Source organism: Hymenobacter psoromatis, assembly GCA_001596155.1.
Taxonomy (GTDB): domain Bacteria; phylum Bacteroidota; class Bacteroidia; order Cytophagales; family Hymenobacteraceae; genus Hymenobacter.
Window position 1 is genome coordinate 316,214 of record CP014771.1, and the last position, 17,516, is coordinate 333,729.

General features: G+C 60.2%; 17 protein-coding genes and 1 pseudogene. 6 read left to right on the forward strand and 12 right to left on the reverse strand.

Annotation, left to right across the window (positions count from 1 at the left end):
- Positions 1-27: 27 nt before the first annotated feature.
- Complete coding sequence (locus tag A0257_01450) at positions 28-330, reverse strand: hypothetical protein (GenBank protein ID AMR25890.1); 303 nt, start codon at positions 328-330, stop codon at positions 28-30.
- Positions 331-406: 76 nt separating this feature from the next.
- The gene (locus A0257_01455) at positions 407-1,423 is read right to left on the reverse strand and encodes an acyl-CoA reductase (protein ID AMR25891.1); all 1,017 of its coding nucleotides are present in this window, start codon (positions 1,421-1,423) and stop codon (positions 407-409) included.
- A gap of 129 nt (positions 1,424-1,552) precedes the next feature.
- Between A0257_01455 and A0257_01460 the strand changes: the two genes are divergently transcribed.
- Positions 1,553-1,903 (forward strand): ferredoxin, encoded by a 351-nt coding sequence (locus A0257_01460; protein AMR25892.1) that lies wholly within the window; start codon positions 1,553-1,555, stop codon positions 1,901-1,903.
- A 69-nt stretch (positions 1,904-1,972) separates the two neighbouring features.
- On the opposite strand, the gene A0257_01465 is transcribed toward A0257_01460, so the two are convergent.
- Both A0257_01465 and A0257_01470 read right to left on the reverse strand, forming a co-directional pair.
- Positions 1,973-2,632, reverse strand: coding sequence for a hypothetical protein (locus A0257_01465; protein AMR25893.1), 660 nt, complete (start codon positions 2,630-2,632; stop codon positions 1,973-1,975).
- 726 nt (positions 2,633-3,358) lie between these two features.
- Positions 3,359-4,654, reverse strand: a complete 1,296-nt coding sequence (locus A0257_01470) for a hypothetical protein (protein ID AMR25894.1) — start codon at positions 4,652-4,654, stop codon at positions 3,359-3,361.
- Positions 4,655-5,160: 506 nt separating this feature from the next.
- On the opposite strand from A0257_01470, the gene A0257_01475 reads away from it, so the two are divergent.
- Positions 5,161-5,928 carry a hypothetical protein gene (locus tag A0257_01475; protein ID AMR25895.1) on the forward strand — a complete coding sequence of 256 codons (768 nt, stop codon included), beginning with the start codon at positions 5,161-5,163 and terminating at the stop codon, positions 5,926-5,928.
- Positions 5,929-5,988: 60 nt separating this feature from the next.
- On the opposite strand, the gene A0257_01480 is transcribed toward A0257_01475, so the two are convergent.
- The 4 genes from A0257_01480 to A0257_01495 all read right to left on the reverse strand — a co-directional run bounded on the left by A0257_01480 (position 5,989) and on the right by A0257_01495 (position 7,877).
- Positions 5,989-6,171, reverse strand: a complete 183-nt coding sequence (locus A0257_01480; GenBank protein AMR25896.1) for a hypothetical protein — start codon at positions 6,169-6,171, stop codon at positions 5,989-5,991.
- A 123-nt stretch (positions 6,172-6,294) separates the two neighbouring features.
- Positions 6,295-6,984: a hypothetical protein gene (locus tag A0257_01485; protein AMR25897.1), complete on the reverse strand. Its 690-nt coding sequence runs from the start codon at positions 6,982-6,984 to the stop codon at positions 6,295-6,297.
- A gap of 335 nt (positions 6,985-7,319) precedes the next feature.
- Positions 7,320-7,589 (reverse strand): hypothetical protein, encoded by a 270-nt coding sequence (locus tag A0257_01490; GenBank protein AMR25898.1) that lies wholly within the window; start codon positions 7,587-7,589, stop codon positions 7,320-7,322.
- A 60-nt stretch (positions 7,590-7,649) separates the two neighbouring features.
- Positions 7,650-7,877, reverse strand: a complete 228-nt coding sequence (locus A0257_01495; protein ID AMR25899.1) for a hypothetical protein — start codon at positions 7,875-7,877, stop codon at positions 7,650-7,652.
- Positions 7,878-7,988: 111 nt separating this feature from the next.
- On the opposite strand from A0257_01495, the pseudogene A0257_01500 reads away from it, so the two are divergent.
- A pseudogene (locus tag A0257_01500) lies at positions 7,989-10,621 on the forward strand (valine--tRNA ligase).
- A 246-nt stretch (positions 10,622-10,867) separates the two neighbouring features.
- Here A0257_01500 and A0257_01505 read toward each other — a convergent pair.
- Entirely contained in the window at positions 10,868-11,281 is a 414-nt protein-coding gene (locus A0257_01505) for a hypothetical protein (protein ID AMR25900.1), read from the reverse strand.
- A gap of 270 nt (positions 11,282-11,551) precedes the next feature.
- Between A0257_01505 and A0257_01510 the strand changes: the two genes are divergently transcribed.
- Positions 11,552-13,681, forward strand: coding sequence for a protease 2 (locus tag A0257_01510; protein AMR25901.1), 2,130 nt, complete (start codon positions 11,552-11,554; stop codon positions 13,679-13,681).
- Positions 13,682-13,768: 87 nt separating this feature from the next.
- Here A0257_01510 and A0257_01515 read toward each other — a convergent pair whose 3' ends face one another.
- Both A0257_01515 and A0257_01520 read right to left on the reverse strand, forming a co-directional pair.
- A complete protein-coding gene (locus A0257_01515; GenBank protein ID AMR25902.1) occupies positions 13,769-13,984 on the reverse strand; it encodes a hypothetical protein in 216 nt (71 codons plus the stop codon).
- Positions 13,985-14,135: 151 nt separating this feature from the next.
- On the reverse strand, positions 14,136-15,671 hold the full coding sequence (locus A0257_01520; GenBank protein ID AMR25903.1) for a 2-oxoglutarate dehydrogenase: 1,536 nt from the start codon (positions 15,669-15,671) through the stop codon (positions 14,136-14,138).
- A 292-nt stretch (positions 15,672-15,963) separates the two neighbouring features.
- Here A0257_01520 and A0257_01525 point away from each other — a divergent pair, with 292 nt between their 5' ends.
- Both A0257_01525 and A0257_01530 read left to right on the forward strand, forming a co-directional pair.
- Positions 15,964-16,278 carry a hypothetical protein gene (locus A0257_01525; GenBank protein AMR25904.1) on the forward strand — a complete coding sequence of 105 codons (315 nt, stop codon included), beginning with the start codon at positions 15,964-15,966 and terminating at the stop codon, positions 16,276-16,278.
- Between the two features lie 107 nt (positions 16,279-16,385).
- Positions 16,386-16,838: a hypothetical protein gene (locus A0257_01530; protein ID AMR25905.1), complete on the forward strand. Its 453-nt coding sequence runs from the start codon at positions 16,386-16,388 to the stop codon at positions 16,836-16,838.
- Between the two features lie 178 nt (positions 16,839-17,016).
- On the opposite strand, the gene A0257_01535 is transcribed toward A0257_01530, so the two are convergent.
- Positions 17,017-17,313, reverse strand: coding sequence for a hypothetical protein (locus tag A0257_01535; GenBank protein ID AMR25906.1), 297 nt, complete (start codon positions 17,311-17,313; stop codon positions 17,017-17,019).
- Positions 17,314-17,516: the final 203 nt, after the last annotated feature.

Consider the following 17,516-nt stretch of genomic DNA (forward strand, 5'->3'; position numbering starts at 1 on the left):
CCACAAAATCCGTGAAATCCATGCTGATTAGTTAAAACCCAGCACGGCGCGCAGCGGTAGCAGGATGCCGGCTTTTAGGGTCAGGTAATCGGGGTGCGCTCCCCACACGGCGGTTTGCACGCGTAAGGTTTGAGAATCAGCAGTTTGGAAGAAAATATCCAACTTACCGTGGTAGGCGTTGCCGAGGCGAACGGCGCGCTCGGCATCGAGGCGGCGGCGCGCGGCGGCGGCCGGGTCGGCGGTCAGCACATCGTTGGACCCGAAGCGCAGGGTAGGGATAAGCTCTTTATCAATGGTTTGGATGAGCTGGTCGGTGGGAGGCGTGTACATAGGGGTTGAATAGCGGACTTTTTTGCTAATTTCTGATGCCCTTCGTTAAGCCTTGGTGAAGGGGGTAGGCACCAAATTACAATTCAGCCGCCAAAAATTCCATCGTATCAATGCCGTCGGCGTAGTCGCTCACGGCGGGGTGCTGGGCCTGGCCCAGCGGGAACGAGCCGGGGTAGCGCCCGCCCGCCGACACGAGGCACTGCGTCTGGGTCGCCACGTCAGTGAGCTGGTCAACTAGGTCGATTTCCTGGGTATAGGTGCTGTAATGCACCACCGAAATGGGCGACACCAGCGCCGCGCTCTCGGTCAGCAGCAGGAAGCCGTTGTCGAAATGCGGCACCGCATTCACCAGCATAATGCTCTTATTGTAGTCGTAGTTGTTCTGGTATTTATGGTGATTAAGCACCGAGTGCCAGATTTGCAGCGCGTCGAGCAACGGCACGAAATCGTAGCCCGCGGGCACGTAGAGCTTGCTCACGTTGCGGCAGCCCAGGCCGTAATACTGGAAAATATCAGGGCCCAGCGCAGTCATTTCCTCGACCGTTTCGTTTCCAGTGAGGATGGCCAGACTGGTGCGGTTGCGCCGGATGAGGTGCGGCCTGCCCTTAAAATAAAACTCGAAGTAGCGGGCAGTATTGTCCGAGCCGGTGGCGATAAACGCATCGGCCGCGTTGAGGCGCTCCACAAACTGCAAGCGCTCGGTGAAGGCGGGCTCGCTATTGGTCAGCTCCTGGGCAATCCAGCGCATGAGCACGGTGTCGTCTTTGCTGAGCTTGGCCAGCAGCGTGTGGCCGCTGAGCAGCACGCACAGCAGGTCGTGGAAGCCCACGAGCGGAATATTACCGGCCATCACTACCCCCACCTGGCGGGGCGAAGCCGGCTCGGCGGGGTAGCGCCCGGCCCACTGGCTGAGCGCCGGCTCGGCCAGCAGCTGCGCAATGCCCGTGATGGCGGCACGCACGTTGGGCAGGTCAAACCAGGCGTTGCTGTTGCGGGCGCGGGCCGCGAGGTCGGTGATTTCGTCTTCGGAAAGGGAAGTAAGGCGGCGGCCCAGGGCCGCGAAAGCCGCGAGGCGGGTGGCGTGGTTCAGCATAAAAGGGGTAGCAGAAAGGCGGAATGAGCCGTACTTTTGAGGGTTCAAACCAGCCTGGGTCGGCGTTTTTACGTACAGCCGGCAGCTTTGAACAGCAAAATTACTCACTAGCATAAGGAGACGACGGCAATGGCCATCATGATAACCGACGAGTGCATCAACTGTGGTGCCTGCGAACCGGAATGCCCCAACACCGCCATCTACGAGGGCGGCGCCCAGTGGCGCTGGGCCGATGGCACCACCCTAAAAGAGGTGCAAACCATCGACGGCCACCTGGCCGGCGGCACCGAGCCTCAGCGCCCGGTATCGAACGAATACTACTACATCGTGACCGATAAATGCACCGAGTGCGTGGGTTTCCACGAGGAGCCGCAGTGCGCCGCCGTGTGCCCCGTCGATTGCTGCGTCGATGACCCCGACCACCGCGAAAGCCGCGAGCGCCTGACGCAAAAGCAGCAGTGGCTGCACAAAGCAGCGTAGTGTTAGTGTAGGGTAAGCTTTAGCTTGCCGTTTCACCAGTTGTCATTGCGCTCGCAATGACAAACGTATTTAAAATAACTGCCGCCCTACCCCCTGCTCCGCCGCCAGCAGCGCCAGAAACTCCTGCCGCGAAATCTCTTCTGCGCCCAGCACCGCCATGTGCGGCGTCAACTGTTGAATATCGAAGAAGCTGGCCCCGCGCGCCCGCAGGTGCTCGGCCAGGGCCAGCACCGCCAGTTTCGAGGCATTGGGCCGGTGGTGAAACATGCTTTCGCCCGCGAACACACCCCGCACGGCCACGCCGTAGAGGCCGCCCACCAAGGTGTCATCCTCCCACAGCTCCACGCTGTGCGCATAGCCGGCGGCGTGCAGCGCCTCGTAGCCGCGCACCAGCTGCGGTGTAATCCAGGTGCCAGCTTGGCCGGGGCGCAGCTGCGCCTGGCACGCCCGCATCACCTGCCCAAACGCGGTATCGAAGCTGATGCGCCACGGCGACTGCCGCTGCGCCCGCGCCAGGCTGCGGCCCACGTGCACGCTGGCCAGCCGCAAAATGCCCCGGCGCGGCGGGCAAAACCAGGCCAGCGGCCAGCCCTCCACCGGCCACGGAAAAATACCCTGACTATAGGCCGCCACCAGGTTTTCGACGCTGGGCTGGCCGCCGAGCAGCAGCAGGCCATCGAGGTCGTCGCGCGCGGCGGAGGGGATAGGGAAGGTGAGGGGCACGGGCACGTAAATTTTGTGACACGTGCCCGAACTAGCTTGCTGACACGTCCCGCAAAGGTCGTGCTAGCGCCCTCATCAGCCTACCTTTGCCGCCTTCACGTTGGGGTTATGCCCCGCGACCAAAACGGGTCGTTTCATAAACGAGGAAAGCCCAGCCGTTGGAGCGGCCGGGCTTTCAGAAGTGCGGGGTTATGATACAACCCTTTACTTCATCGGCATATGAAGAAAAACGCGAGGCCGGAGCTTGATGTTAAAGTCAGACTTCGGATGCCCGCTAGGCTAATCAAGTGGCTTATCGGGCTGGCTGTTGGTGGAACTGCAGTAGTTCACTGGCTGCATTAGGTTGCAAGGGCCGTGCCGCGAGGTGCAGCCCTTGTTTTTGATGTTGAAAGATACGAAAGCTTCGCAATTGTAAAAAAAAGGTTCTAGAAACTTTTCTGTTAAGATTTGCCTGTTTCCCCCCATTCTTTTGCCCCCTGATAGCCCAACCCCGACCTAACTCTACTTTGGTAGGTTACGTGTTTTCACCGCAGAAGCCGTTGCAAGCAGCAGTTTGTAACTTACCAAAGTAGAGCTAATGTCCTTCGCCAAAACCTATTCGCCCGCCGACGTTGAAGCCAAGTGGTGCCAGCGCTGGCAGGAGCAGGGCTTTTTTCAGGCTGGCCCCCATCCCGGCCGGTAGCCTTATGCCGTGGCCATTCGGCCGCCGGGCCAGACGCCCGACCGATTAGCTTAGCTGCGCAGGAGCTGGCTTCTGACCGCAGAAGTGTTCTCCCTACCTCTGGCAGCACCGGGCAAGGCCGTGGGGGCCGCCGCCAGCAGCAAAAAGAAACAGCCTACCAACACGCCAATGTGACTTTCCAGCGTGTATTCCACCAGAAAGGAGAGAGAGATGATGAGGTAGAGCAGCAGCAGCAGCATGTTGTGGGTTTGCAGGCCCACCCAGAACGGATAATAAAAGCTGAACAGAAACACCAGCAGCCCCAGCGCCCCGTATGCCACCAGGTTATACAGAAACTGATTGTGCGGCAGCAGGTAATGGTCGCGCGTGATTACCGGGAAGAAGTAGCGGTATTCCTCGGCCAGCGCGTCGGCCATTTGTAGTTTACTCACGCCAATCCAGGGGTGCTCCTGCACGACCGCCCAGGCCACTTTGTAGGAGTACACGCGGGCCGTAACGGAGTAATTATTGGCGGCCCCCACCGACTGCATATAGCTGGCATCCTCGCGGGTGTTGCTGATTTTATTCCGGAGCGTTGGCAGAAAATACAGGCACAAGCCTGCCAGCAGCAGGGCCAGGCCGGCCGTGAGCACCGCGGCTTTCCACTGGCCAAGTCTCCAGCTAACCCAGCCGAGGCCGACTGCTCCCGCCGCGTATAGGGTAACCAAGCCGCTGCGCACGGCTAGCAGGTGCTGAAACAAGAACAGGAGGGTAATTGCGCCGAGGGTAATCAGCCGCAGGCGCGCGGAAATGCTTTTGGTAGCAACCAGCAGCATGCCCGCCGCGACGGCCATGCTCACGAGCAGGCTAAAGCGAATATGGTCCGGCGAAGTCGGCATCACTTTAGACTGCAGATAAAGTTGATTGATGGCTTTATAATGCAGTGCGTAGTGCGCCGTGGCGCTGGCCGCCGAAAGCAGGCAGCAGCCAATCAGCAGCAGCCACAGACCATTTTTATGGCTTTGCCGCCAGCTGGGTAAGAGTAAAAAGGCAATGGGCAGCAACGCGAACGGTGCCTGGAGCAGCAGGTCCTGGCGAAGCGCGGCCTCCGCGTGGGTGCTGCGCGGCAGGCCCGTAAAGGCGTGCAGGAAATAGATGAGCGCAAAGCTTAGCAGCATGGGCCAGTGGGCACGCTGCGCGATGCGCCGATGGTAAAGGCTATAGCTAATGGCCGTGAGAAACAAGCCAGCCACTCCGATGCTGGGCAGCACGCGCACCAGGTCGGCCAAAAAAATGCCCGCGATAATCAGGGCGCTCCAGCCCACTCCCAGTCGCCGCACGTTGGCTTCCGAGAGCAGGTCCCTCATCCGGAAAGGGGAAGTTTTAGGAAACATAAACCATTTTTTGACGCGGGCTGGGCAGCAGCTGGGTGGTAATTCATGCGTATCTCAGCTTGCGCGCCTTTTTTTAAGGGCTGGTTGAGCGATTCTGCTAGGAAGCCGGGCGAGCGGGGTGGCAACTAATTGGCCCCGCCTGCTACCCCCTTCCGAACCGCCAACTTAAGTAACAAGTCAGCGTTGAGTAATAAATAGCAAGGCCGTAGTAGATTGATAATCAGGTAGAAATGCCGGTTTTATTAGTTGTTATTTTTGTCTTTACTTAACCAACCTTGGTGCTGTTTGTCTTGATTGCGTGAGAGTTTGCGCCGTTGGACAGATGGGGCTCAGGGGCCGGGGGTAGGCTGCTGGATTGAGGCAGTGCGTTGGTTTCGATGCCCCGCTCACTGGGCAGCAGCCTAGGCCAGCGCGTAAAATTACCAGCCAGCCACCGTAATCAGTGGCAAACCTGGCGCTCACAACTATCTCTCTCTAGCATGGCTGTCGATAAGCCTAAGCCTCTTCCTGCCTTCACCTATCAATCCATTCCGCGGGGCAATACGCAAAAGCACGTGAACCGGGATGTGCTGCACTATCTGGTAGAACGCTCCGGCTTGGCTCCCACCAGCCGCGTGCTGGATGCGCCCTGCGGGGAGGGGGAGTTTTTGCAGGTGCTGCGGCAGTGCTGGCCCGCCGCCGACCTGACGGGCTGCGACCAGCGCCCCGAGGCGCCCCCGGTGCCGGGCCTGCGCTACCAGCGGGTGGACCTGAGCCAGCCCTTCGACGCGGCCGCCGCGGGGCCGCCGTTCGACCTAATCACCAGCATCAGTGGTGTCATGTGCTTTGGCAACACGCGCAGCTTCGTTGCCAGCTGCATCCGGCAGCTGCGCCCCGGTGGCCAGCTGGTGCTCACCAACGACAACGTTTTGACGGTGCGCGACCGGCTGTCGTATCTTTTTACGGGCCGCCTGCGGCGGTTCCGGCTCTTGTTTGAGCCCGGCGATGGCATGACGCATCTCGTGCAGCACCAGGCCCTGTGGCTGCTGCTGCACGAGCACGGCGTGCGGGTGCGGGAAGTGCGCTACACGTCCTGGTACACGGAAGACCTCTTGTTCCTGCCCTTCGCCTTGCTGCTCTACCCCTTCCAGTGGTGGTACGTGTGGCACCTGAAAAGCACGGTCAGCCGCCGGCAACGGCTACAATTATTCGGCTTCAAATCCTTGTTGTACCGGCATTATATCCTGGTGGGCGAAAAAGTAGCATAGCGCTGAGGCAGTTGGGTAAAGCGGGCTGGTATTGGGGGTGTTATTTATTCTAAACCAGTGCTATTCCTCCCGAAAAGCGTTATCAGAGCGGATGCGCCACGGCGACTGCCGCCGCGCCCGCGCCAGGCTGCGGCCCACATGCACGCTGGCCAGCCGCAAAATGCCCCGGCGCGGCGGGCAAAACCAGGCCAGCGGCCAGCCCTCCACCGGCCCCGGAAAAATGCCCTGGCTGTAGGCCGCCACCAGGTTTTAGACCGTAGGCTGGCCGCTGAGCAGCAGCAGGCCATCGAGGTCGTCGCGCGCGGCGGAGGGGGTAGGCAAGGTGAGGGGCATCAGATAAACGAGCGGCGGGCTGCTAGCAGAGATTCAGGCAAGTGAACCCAAAAAACTCAATAGCAAGTCATTAACGGTTTTCGGCGCTTCGAGATTGGTGAAGTGCGCGGAACCTGGCACTACGTGTACGGCAGTCGTCCGCAAGGCGGCGGCGAGCGTGTGCGCCGCCGCGACGGGGGTGCTCGTATCCTCCGCGCCCACGATTAACTGGGCGGGCAGCGTGGCGGCTCGCAGGCCAGCCTGCGTATCGAGGGTAGCAATCAGGTCCCACGCGGCGGCGTGGAAGGCGGCATCCTGGCGATAGAGAATTTTGGTGATTCCGTCCAGCACGTCGGGCCGGCGTTGGCTGAATTCGGGCGTGAACCAGCGCGCCAGCGAAAGCGGCGCGACGGCGCGCATCCCGTGCTCACGCACGAAACTGGCCCGGTCGCGCAACGCGGCCCGCCCCGCCTCGGCAAAAGTGCAGGCCGTGCCAATGAGCGACAGCGAGCGCACCAGAGCCGGATGTTCCAGCGCCACCACCTGGGCCACCATCCCGCCAAAGGAGATGCCCACCAGATGCGCCGGCCCCGCCGCCGCGGCCGTAACGACCCGCGCCACAACCGCCGCGAAGTCGCTAAAGGTCAGCTTCCCGGCTAAGCTGTCCGAAAGCCCGTGACCCGGCAGGTCGAGGGCAATTACGTCGTGGCTTTCCCGCAGCGCCGCAATTTGGGGTCCCCACATGGTCAAATCTATGCCCACCGCGTGGAGGAGCACGACGGGAGCCCTGCCCCGCGGCCCCGTGCGAATGCTGTTCAGGGGAGAGTTGCCAAGCGCTATTGGCAGCGGCGTTGTTGATTCCATAAGGTTTAACGGCTCTTTTGCGGCTTCACGCGACGGCATGACTTCAAGGCCTGCTGGTGATAAGCCGCAAAGCGGGCCGGAAGGTTTTCGCGCCAAGCGGCTACCAGGGCGAATGCCACTGAGTCACCGAGTTTTTGATGTTGGGCCGGCCGCCAAGTAGTATTAGGCCGTTGAGGTCATCGCGCGCGGCGGAGGGGGTAGGGAAGGAGCATTACTTACCAGGATTTTAATTGCTCATAAAGCAGTTGTACTTGGGTTATAGCAGCACTATTTAGTTTTTGCCAATCCTGCTTATTCTCTAAGTAAAACCCCTGATAAACGCTAAGAAATCGGAGAAGAAAGATTTCTATCTCAGAAAAATTGCCGCAGATACCTTCTTCAGCTAGGTTGTAATCATCATCAACGCCAGCCATTAAACTGTGTTCTTCCTCTGAATAATCGATGTGTATTGCCAACCAGTCAATAGCTCGAACAGCTTTTTGCAAGGTGAATTGACCGGCCTTATACTGATGAAAAAAGAGACCTAAAACTACCCGTTTAGAGACTTAGGGCTTGTCCTCCCCAATGTATTTATTAAGAAGCCCAATAAGGTCATTGATGTTACTCCGGCCACTAAGTGACAGCTCAATCAAAAAATAATCGGGAGTTTCTTCCTGTATTACTAATTGGTCAGCCCACTCTACAACTACTCGTCTTTCCAATATACCGGTGTGCAGACCAAGCCGAAATATTTCTAGCAGGTCGATGGAAGCTTCGGGGTCAATTTGCTGCATGGAGTAACAGATTTTTCTAAAAGTAAGCGGGATGCACGAATCTCACTCCTGTTTTGAATACCCTGTCACCCCCGCCGTACTTTTGCCCCCTAGTAGCTGAACCTCTCCCTAATGTCCCTCGCCAAAACCTATTCGCCCGCCGACGTTGAAGCCAAATGGTACCAGCGCTGGCAGGAGCAGGGCTTTTTTCAAGCCAAACCCAACCCCCGCAAGCAGCCCTACACCGTAGTGATTCCGCCGCCCAACGTGACGGGCGTGCTGCACATGGGCCACATGCTCAACAATACCATCCAGGACGTGCTGGTGCGCCGCGCCCGCATGCAGGGCCGCGAAGCCTGCTGGGTGCCCGGCACCGACCACGCCAGCATCGCCACCGAGGCCAAGGTAGTGGCCATGCTCAAAGAGCAGGGTATCAACAAGAAAGACCTGAGTCGCGAAGAGTTTCTGGAGCACGCTTTTGCGTGGAAGGAGAAGTACGGCGGCATTATTTTGGAGCAACTCAAGCAGCTCGGCGCGTCGTGCGACTGGAGCCGCACGCGCTTCACGATGGAGCCCAAGCTGACCGAGGCCGTGCTGCGCGTGTTCGTGGACTTATACCGCAAGGGCCTCATTTATAGGGGCGTGCGCATGGTGAACTGGGACCCGCTGGGCGGCACCGCCATCTCGGACGAGGAAGTGATTGCGAAGGACACCCAGGCCAAGATGTACCACCTCAAGTATGAGGTGGTGGGCCAGCCCGGCCGCTTCCTCCCGGTGGCCACCTCGCGCCCCGAAACCGTGATGGCCGACGTGGCCGTGGCCGTGAACCCCACCGACCCGCGCTACCACGACCTGGCCGGGCAGCGGGTGCGCATTCCGCTGCTGGGCCGCGAAATCCCGGTTATTCAGGACGAGTACGTGACGGTGGATTTCGGCACGGGCGCGCTGAAAGTGACGCCCGCCCACGACCTCAACGACTACGAGCTGGGCCTGAAACACAACCTGCCGGTTATTGATATTCTGAATGATAACGGCACGCTAAACGAAAAAGCGGAGCTGTACGTGGGCCAGGACCGGTTTGCCGCCCGCCGCAACATCGTGAAGGATTTGCAGGAAGCCGGCCTGCTCTATAAAATCGAGGAATACGCCAGCATCGTGCAGACCTCGGAGCGCACCGGGGCCGTGATTGAGCCCAAGCTGAGCTTACAGTGGTTTCTGAAAATGGAGCACCTGGCCAAGCCCGCGCTCGAAGTGGTCGAAAACGACACCATCCGGCTGCACCCGCCCAAGTTCAAGAACATGTACCGGGTGTGGATGGAAAACATCCGCGACTGGTGCATCTCGCGCCAGCTGTGGTGGGGCCAGCGCATTCCGGCCTACTACCTGCCCGATGGCTCATTTGTAGTGGCTCAGAATGAGGCCGAAGCGGTAGAGTTAGCTCGCGAACAAAGCGGCAACAACGAACTGCAAACCACCGACTTGCGCCAAGACGAGGACGTGCTCGATACCTGGTTTTCGTCGTGGCTCTGGCCCATTTCGGTGTTCGACGGCTTCGATGACCCCGACAACGCCGATATCAGTTATTTCTACCCCACCAACGACTTGGTGACGGCCCCGGAAATTTTGTCGCTCTGGGTGTCGCGCATGATTATGGCCGGGCTGGAATTTCGTAAGGAAGTGCCGTTCAAAAATGTGTATCTCACTGGCATCGTGCGCGATGCGCAGGGTAGGAAGATGAGCAAGCAACTCGGTAACTCACCCGACCCGCTCGACCTCATCCGCGACTTCGGGGCCGACGCGGTGCGTACGGGCATGCTGTTTTCGTCGCCCGCCGGCAATGACCTGTTCTACGACCAGAAGCTGATTGACCAGGGCCGCAACTTCAACAACAAGCTCTGGAACGCCTTTCGCCTCGTGAAAGGCTGGGAGGCGGATAACGCGCTGCCCTTCGCCAACGCGCAGGCCGTGAGCTGGTTTGAGGCCAAGCTAGCCGAAACCGTGGCGGTGCTGGACGAGCATTTCGACAAGTTTCGGATGAGCGACGCGCTGCTGACGGTGTACAAGCTGTTGTGGGACGATTTCTGCGGGCAATACCTCGAAATGGTGAAACCCGCCTATCAACACCCGATTGACGCCGAGACGCTGCGCGCCACCGTGGATTTCCTCGAAACGCTGCTCAAGCTCCTGCACCCGTTCATACCCTTCATCACCGAGGAGCTGTGGCACGAGCTGGCCGAGCGCGGCGACCGCGACTACGTGTGCGTGGCGCATTGGCCCAAGGTCCCTACCCCCCCCGCAGCGCCGACGTGCTGGCCGGCATGGACAAGGCGCTAGCCATCGTGGCCGGTGTGCGCAACGTGCGCAACCAGAAGAACTTAGGCCCCGTGAAGCTATTGGAGCTGGCCGTGAAAGCGGACGACCAGGCCGCCATCGCAGCCTATGCGTCATTAGTGCGCAAGCTGGCCAACCTCAGCGACTTATCGTTTGTAACGGAAGCGCCGGCCGGCGCTGTGAGCTTCGTGCAGGGGGGTAGCGAATTTTTCGTGCCGCTCGATATGCAGGTGGATGCCGCCACCGAGCGCGCCCGCCTCGAAAAGGAGCTGGGCTACGCCATCGGCTTCCGCGACTCCGTGAATAAAAAGCTGACCAATGAGAAGTTCGTGGCCAACGCCAAGCCCGATGTATTGGAGCGTGAGCGCCAGAAGCTGGCCGACGCCGAGGCGAAAATCGCGGCGCTGGAGCAGGCGCTAAAGACGCTGGATTAGAGAAATAACAGGCAAAAAGAACGAGATTCCTCAGCAAGCTCGGAATGACGTTCTTTTTGCCTGTTATTTCTCCTGTTAAGCAAATCGTAATTCCTTCAACTTCAACGCAAAGCCGGGTAATACTGGTTCGCCACTCAGCACCTGGTCGAAGCCTTGCAGCAGACGAGGGGGGTAGGGCGGCTCGAATACGTGGACCGTTTCGGTGCTGGGTACAATCAGCCAGGCCAGGCGCACGCCCGCACCCAGTCAGTCGTGCATTTTGGTGAGCAGCGCTGGCAGGTGGTCCGACGTGGAAGCCAGCTCCATCACGAAATCGGGGCAGATGCGGGCGAAGCGGCGGCGGTCGGCCTCGGGCAGCGCTTGCCAGCGCGCCTCGGCCACCCACGACGCATCGGGCGAGAGCATGGCCCCGTCGGGCAGCGTATAGCCGGTCGAGGAGTCGCCGACCCGCCCCAGCCGGGCGCGGTGGTTCCAGTTGCCAAACTGGCGGGATAATTCATTGTTAGTGAAGCCGCTTTCGGTAAATACGGGGGGCATAATAGTAATCTGGCCGCTACTGTTGCGCTCGATGCGCAAGTCGCGGTGGTCGAGGCAAAACTGTGCGAATTCCTCCTCCGTGAGGCGGTCCGGCACCGGGGTTTTCAGCGTGATGACGTCCATTATAAAGCCAACGTGAATGAGTAAATAAGGTACGGCAGTTTGCGGAGTGCTCTGCAAGTAGCTTCGCAGGCTATCAAATAATGCAGCGCTATTATTTGCAACGTATTTGTATTCAATAAAATACGAACTATAGCGCCGATGGGCACAACGGCTTGCTCGCTACCCCGCAATACCAGCAATTTCTGCGTAACATCTTGTAAAATGTGCGATTAGTGCAAGCCGTTTGGGTATTCTGCTGTTAATTTGGAGGCGCTCTCTCAACGCTGATTCATGAAACAACTTGCTACTTTCGGGCTTTTCTGCCTCACGGCGCTCGCCACGCAGGCGCAGACCACGCCGCCCCAATCTATGCCTACCCCCCCCATTGCTACCCTAAAGCCCAAGGCGCTCGTGTCGCCCTACGGCACGCGCACCGACAATTACTACTGGCTCAACGAGCGCGAAAACCCGCAGGTGCTCGATTACCTCAAGGCCGAAAATGCGTATTTCGACCAGCAAATGGCCCCGGTGAAACCGCTGGAAGACAAGCTGTTCGCCGAAATGAAGGGCCGCGTTAAGGAGCAGGACGAGTCGGTACCGTTCCGCGACAACGGCTACTATTACTACACCCGCTACGAAACCGGCGGCGAGTACCCGCTCTACTGCCGCAAGGCCGGCAGCCTGCAAGGCACCGAGGAAGTGCTGCTCAACGGCAACCAGATGGGCCAGGGCCACAGCTACTTCGCCATCGGCGGCTACGAGGTGAGCGACAACAACGAGTTGCTGGCCTTCAGCACCGACACCGTGAGCCGCCGCCTCTACACGCTGCGCTTCAAAAACCTGACGACCGGCCAGCTTTATCCCGAGAGAATTGTTAATGTGGAGGGCAACGCCGTGTGGGCCGCTGATAATCAGACGGTTTTCTACGCCAAAAAGGACGTAACGACGCTTTTGCCCTACCAGGTGTACCGGCACAAGCTGGGCACCGACCCGACCCAGGATGTGCTGGTATATGAGGAAAAGGACGACACGTTTAGCCTGCACGTAAGCCGCAGTAAGTCAAAGCACTACCTGGGCATTGAGCTAGGGAGCGCGTTCTCCTCCGAATACCGTTTTCTGGACGCTAGCAACCCCACGGGCGAGTTCACGGTGTTTGCGCCGCGCACGCCCGACCTGCTCTACGACGTGCAGGACGCCAACGGCCGCTTCTACGTTTTCACCAACTGGGAGGCACCCAACTTCCGGGTGATGGCCGCGCCGCTCACCAGCACCGGCCGCAACAACTGGGCCGAGGTTATTCCGCAGCGCGAAGACGTGTTTCTGGAGCAGATGGAGCTGTTCAAGAACTACCTGGTGCTGAACGAGCGCGAGGAAGGCATTCGCCAATTGCGCGTTATCAATTTCAAAGACCAGATAGGGCACGTGGTCGATTTCCGCGAGCTGGCTTACACCACGTTTATCGGAGCCAACCCTGAGTTCGACACGCCGCTGCTGCGCTTCACCTACACCTCGTTTACTACCCCCGCCACCACCTACGACTACGACATGGCCATCCACAAGCTGGCGCTGCTGAAGGAGCAGCCGGTGCTGGGCGGTTTCGACAAGAAAAACTACGTGACGGAGCGCAAATTCGTGACCGCGCGCGACGGCAAGCTCATCCCGATTGCGATTGTTTACAAGAAAGGTTTCCACAAAAACGGCCAGGGTCCGGTGCTGCAATACGCCTACGGCTCCTACGGCCTCTCGATGGACCCCACGTTTTCGTCGGCGCGCCTGAGCCTGCTCGACCGGGGCTTTGCCTATGTGCTTTGCAACATTCGGGGTGGGCAGGAGCTTGGCCGCCAATGGTTTGAGGACGGCCGCATGATGCGTAAGATGAACTCATTTACTGACTTCATCGACTGCTCGGAGTATCTCATCAAGGAGAAATACACTTCGGCCGCCAAGCTCTTCGCGCTGGGGGGTAGTGCCGGCGGCCTGCTCATGGGCGCGGTGGTAAATATGCGCCCCGACTTATATAAAGGCGTTATCGCGGCCGTGCCGTTCGTGGACGTGGTAACTACCATGTCGGACGCCAGCATTCCGCTCACCACCGGCGAATATGAGCAGTGGGGCAACCCTGCCAACAAGCCCGCCTACGACTACATGCTCTCGTATTCGCCCTACGACAACGTGAAAGCCCACAACTACCCCAACATGCTGGTAATCACCGGTCTGCACGATTCGCAGGTGCAGTATTTCGAGCCCGCCAAGTGGGTTGCCAAGCTGCGCGCTACCAAAACCGACCACAATTTGCTTTTGCTGCACACCGATATGGACGCTGGCCACGGCGGGGCGTCGGGCCGCTTCAAAGCGCTGCACGACGTGGCCCGGCAATACGCGTTTATGTTCCTGTTGCTCGACCCGAAAGCAGCGCTGTAAGTAGTAGGGTGCGGGGCTCGCCCCCGCCCCTCGTTGAACGATGCGCAGTGGTTTCGTTCAACGATGGGCGGGGGCAAGCCCCGCACCCTACCGCAATGTCGAGGGCGCATTGGTTGAGTGGGCCGCCGCGTCTTTTTCGTCGGCGCTCAACTGGGCTTGCAGCTGAAATGTAACCTGCTGACATCCAGTAATTTCCCTCTGCGCGTCGGCCAGGGCATTCTGCGTAACGGTGAGCCGCCAGTAGAGGAAGAAAATCAGACCCAGCGACACGGCCAGGGTAAGAATGAACAGGATATTCTTCATAAAAATAGAGAAACGCAAAATCGTTTGTCATTGCGAGCCTGCGAAGCAATTGCACCAGAACGAAACCCGAACAAACGGCTTGAGTTCCGCGCAGGGGCGATTGCTTCGCAGGCTCGCAAAGACAAACGATTATTGTTGTGTTGACCGCTAACTACATCGTAGTGTTCGGGTCGAACTGCTCCAGATAGTCGGCCACTTTGCGCACGAACATGCCGCCGAGCGAGCCATCGACCACGCGGTGGTCGTAGCTGTGGCTCAGGAACATAAAGTGCCGGATGCCAATGAGGTCGCCCTGCGGCGTCTCAATCACGGCGGGCTTTTTCTTGATGGCACCCACGGCCATAATGGCCACCTGCGGCTGCATGATGATGGGCGTGCCCATGACGTTACCAAACGAGCCCACGTTCGAGAGCGTGTAAGTGCCGCCGGCTAGGTCTTCGGGCTTGAGCTTGTTCTGGCGGGCGCGGTTGGCGAGGTCGTTCATCTTCTTGCTCAGGCCATTGAGGTTGAGCTGGTCGGCGTTGTGAATAACCGGCACGATGAGGTTGCCCGAGGGCAGCGCCACCGCCACGCCAATGTTGATGTCCTTCTTCTTGATGATGTAGTCGCCATCCACCGACACGTTGATGCCAGGGTAGTCCTGGATAGCGCGCGCCACGGCCTGAATGAAGATGGGCGTGAAAGTCAGGTTTTCGCCTTCGCGCTTCTTATACGCGTCCTTGTGCTTGTTGCGCCAGTTCACCAGCTCCGTCACGTCGGCCTCCACGAAGCTCGTGACGTGCGGCGAAATCCGCTTGGAGTCCACCATGCGCTGCGCAATCATCTTGCGCATCCGGTCCATCTCCACCAGCTCCTGGCCGCCCGACACCGAGGGCGCGGGCTTGGTGGCCGCGGGGGGGGTAGGGGCAGCGGGGGCCGGCTGGCCGTTGGCCGAAGGGGCCGGCGCGGCAGGCTGGGGCGCTGGGGCGGGGGTAGGGGCTGCGGCCGGCTGCGGCGGCGCGGGTGCCGTCGGGGCGGCGGCTGGTGCCTGAGCCGGCGCGGCTGATGCCGGAGTCGGTGCGGCCGGGGCTGGCATCATCGATGGCTTACCAGCCGTTACGTGGTCCAGAATGTCTTTCTTGGTCACGCGGCCGTCCTGGCCGGTGCCGGGCAGGCGCTCCAGGTCGCTCATGCTAATGCCTTCTTCGCGGGCGATGCTGAGCACCAGCGGCGAGTAGAAGCGGCCGGGCAGCACCGGGTTGGCCTCGTTGGCGGGGGGCATGGTGGCCGGCTTGTTGGGCGCGGCGGGTGCCACCGGCGCATTGGGGCCGGGCAGATAGGGCACGCTTTCGTCGCCGGCCGGGGCGGGCTGCATCAGCGGGATGTGGTCGGGCTTCGTCAGGGGCGGCTGGGCGCTGGCTTCCTCCAGCTCATCGGGGTTTGCGGGTGGGGTAGGGGCCGCGCCAGCTTCGGTTTCGATGCGGGCAATGGGCGCGCCCACGGCCACTACTTCGCCTTCCTGCACCAGAATCTCGGCCAGCGTGCCGGCATACAGGGCGGGCACTTCGGTATCCACCTTGTCAGTGGCTACTTCCAGCACCGATTCATCTTGCTCAATGGCATCGCCGACTTGCTTGAGCCATTTCAGCACGGTGCCTTCCATGATGGATTCGCCCATCTTGGGCATCGTCATTTCCACTCGGGCCATAAAAAAGGGGCTGGGGGTCTAAAGGGGGGTAGGGTGGGAGAGAGCTTGGGGCCACAAAGGTAGGCAGTAGCCAAACGCCCCCGCACCGGCGGGCCGGGCGGGGGCGTTTGGCTGAGGCCTCTCAATCGGCATAATCGGGGCGTTGGTCGGGGTTTGGGCGGTAAAAGGACCTGTGCGCGCTGTGGGGCGCAAATGCGGCCGGCTGTTTGCAAAAGCATCCTCAACCAGCCGCCGACGCCTAGGCCGCCGGCACGGTTAGCATCTCACCTTCAACCTCTTACTTTCCCTTGTCATGAAATCCTTCCTCTTCGCCGCCCTCGCTTCCGCCACCCTGCTCACCAGCGCCAGCGCGTTTGCCGCCCCTACCCCCGCCAACGACCACGACCACGACCGTGATGGCCGCTACCAGCAAGGCCCCGCCCGCTACGACGACCGTCGCGACGACCACTTCGACCGCAACCAGAACTACGGCTTCGACCGCGACCACCGCGTGACGATGCAAGAGCGCCGCCGCTGGGAAATGGGCCACAACTATGGCTACGACCATAACCACCGCGTGAGCCGCGATGAGCGCGCCCGCTGGGAAGCTCAGTACTACCGCCGCTAACCTGTTGCACTAAACCTAGTGGCCGGGCCGGCATCTAACCCGTCGCAACTGCCGGCCCCGGCTACTTTCCCTACCCCCTTCTTTTCTATCAAACTCTTCCGTATTTCATGAAAAAGTTTCTGTTTCCCCTGCTGGCGCTTGCCCTGTCTGCCACCGCCGCCTCGGCCCAAACTACGCCCGACCAGGCCGGCGGCCACCCGCAACGCACCCCCGACGAAATGGCCGCCCGCCAAACCCAGGGCCTCACCAAGCAGCTGGGCCTCAGCGCCGACCAATCGGCCAAGGTGCAGCCAATACTGCTGGCCCGCGACCAGGATATGATGACCATGCGCGGCCAGATGCAGGCCGGCACCGGCGACCGCAAGCAACTGCGGGGCCAAATGCAGGCCAACCGCGCCAAGTACGACGACCAGCTAAAAGCCGTGCTCACCCCCGACCAATTTACCAAAATGCAAACCATGCAGGCCAACCGCCGCCAGCGCGGCACCGATGCCATGCAGGATGCCAAGGTGAAGGAAAAGAACGGCAAGGTGAAAATCAAAGCCAAAACCGATAGCTAGACCGCACCCGCTAAAAAAGAACGTCATGCCCATCTGGCGTCCGCTTGTCGAAGCATCTCTACCACGCCGCTAAGGTTATTAACCCTCACGGCGTGAGCGAGATGCTTCGACAAGCGGACGCCAGATGAGCATGACGTTCTTTAGTTTTGGCTAACCCGTTAAATGCAGGCCCAAGCCTTTAAAACAGGCCCGTGGTGCGGCGATGGTTGCTCTTGTGATGCAGCGAGCCCTTGTGCCGCGCCGTGGAGTGGCCGCTGCCCCGCAGGAAGCTGAGCGGGCTGCCGCCGTCCTGGCGGCTGTGGTTGCGGTAGGTGCCGTAGTGGTGGGTGTAGTCGCCGGCCAGCTTGCGTTGGCCGTGGCGCTCGGGCTTCGAGAGCCAGAAGGGCCAGCTGGCGTGGGCGGGGCGGGCGGTGGCGGGCGGCGCGGCAACGGCCAGCAGCGCCAGCAGGCAAGCGAAGAATGCGGCTTTAACCATGAGTTTTTGCAGAGAAATAAACCAGTGGCGCGGGGCCGGGCCCCACGAGCAGCGCGCTGCTGCCACCCCCTAAACTCCCTACCCCCGCCAAATAGTACCTGCGCCCCGCCGTTACCAGACGCCTACCCCCCGCGGCCCGACCAATGCTCAACATTCCCCCATGAACGCTGCTGGCTAGCTGCGAGCAACTTAGCCCTGACTTA

Bases quoted from the DNA above. Each gene is read 5' to 3' on its own strand.
- A0257_01525 (AMR25904.1), top strand. From the start codon at position 15,964: ATGAAATCCTTCCTCTTCGCCGCCCTCGCTTCCGCCACCCTGCTCACC.
- A0257_01495 (AMR25899.1), bottom strand. From the start codon at position 7,877: ATGCAGCAAATTGACCCCGAAGCTTCCATCGACCTGCTAGAAATATTT.
- A0257_01505 (AMR25900.1), bottom strand. From the start codon at position 11,281: ATGGACGTCATCACGCTGAAAACCCCGGTGCCGGACCGCCTCACGGAG.
- A0257_01475 (AMR25895.1), top strand. From the start codon at position 5,161: ATGGCTGTCGATAAGCCTAAGCCTCTTCCTGCCTTCACCTATCAATCC.
- A0257_01455 (AMR25891.1), bottom strand. From the start codon at position 1,423: ATGCTGAACCACGCCACCCGCCTCGCGGCTTTCGCGGCCCTGGGCCGC.
- A0257_01460 (AMR25892.1), top strand. From the start codon at position 1,553: ATGGCCATCATGATAACCGACGAGTGCATCAACTGTGGTGCCTGCGAA.
- A0257_01450 (AMR25890.1), bottom strand. From the start codon at position 330: ATGTACACGCCTCCCACCGACCAGCTCATCCAAACCATTGATAAAGAG.
- A0257_01520 (AMR25903.1), bottom strand. From the start codon at position 15,671: ATGGCCCGAGTGGAAATGACGATGCCCAAGATGGGCGAATCCATCATG.
- A0257_01530 (AMR25905.1), top strand. From the start codon at position 16,386: ATGAAAAAGTTTCTGTTTCCCCTGCTGGCGCTTGCCCTGTCTGCCACC.
- A0257_01470 (AMR25894.1), bottom strand. From the start codon at position 4,654: ATGAGGGACCTGCTCTCGGAAGCCAACGTGCGGCGACTGGGAGTGGGC.
- A0257_01515 (AMR25902.1), bottom strand. From the start codon at position 13,984: ATGAAGAATATCCTGTTCATTCTTACCCTGGCCGTGTCGCTGGGTCTG.
- A0257_01510 (AMR25901.1), top strand. From the start codon at position 11,552: ATGAAACAACTTGCTACTTTCGGGCTTTTCTGCCTCACGGCGCTCGCC.
- A0257_01535 (AMR25906.1), bottom strand. From the start codon at position 17,313: ATGGTTAAAGCCGCATTCTTCGCTTGCCTGCTGGCGCTGCTGGCCGTT.
- A0257_01485 (AMR25897.1), bottom strand. From the start codon at position 6,984: ATGTGGGGACCCCAAATTGCGGCGCTGCGGGAAAGCCACGACGTAATT.